Below are 200 nucleotides of genomic sequence, written 5' to 3'. Positions count from 1 at the left end.
TCGGTGCCGATGTAGTTGTGGCCGAGCTGCAGCGCCTCGCGCAGGGACAGCTCGAGCACCTTCTTGGCGCGCGGCGTGAACGGGATGTGCCCGGTCGGCTGCTGCTGGCCCTGCCCGATGATGTCCTGGACCTGCTCGCGGACGGCATCGAGCGAGATGCCGAGCGACTCCAGCGCCTTGGCGGCGACGCCCTCGCCCTC

The 200-nt window shown here is 70.5% G+C and carries 1 protein-coding gene; it reads right to left on the bottom strand.

What is annotated here, in order from left to right; genetic code table 11:
• Positions 1-200, bottom strand: a 200-nt coding sequence (locus BIV01_RS16875; protein ID WP_139199517.1) for a Clp protease N-terminal domain-containing protein, incomplete at both ends; no start/stop codon positions are given.

Source organism: Curtobacterium sp. MCBA15_013 (assembly GCF_001865095.1).
Classification (GTDB): Bacteria; Actinomycetota; Actinomycetes; order Actinomycetales; family Microbacteriaceae; genus Curtobacterium.
Note: the sequence above shows the minus strand (reverse complement) of the source record. Positions and strands in the feature narration are given on the sequence as shown.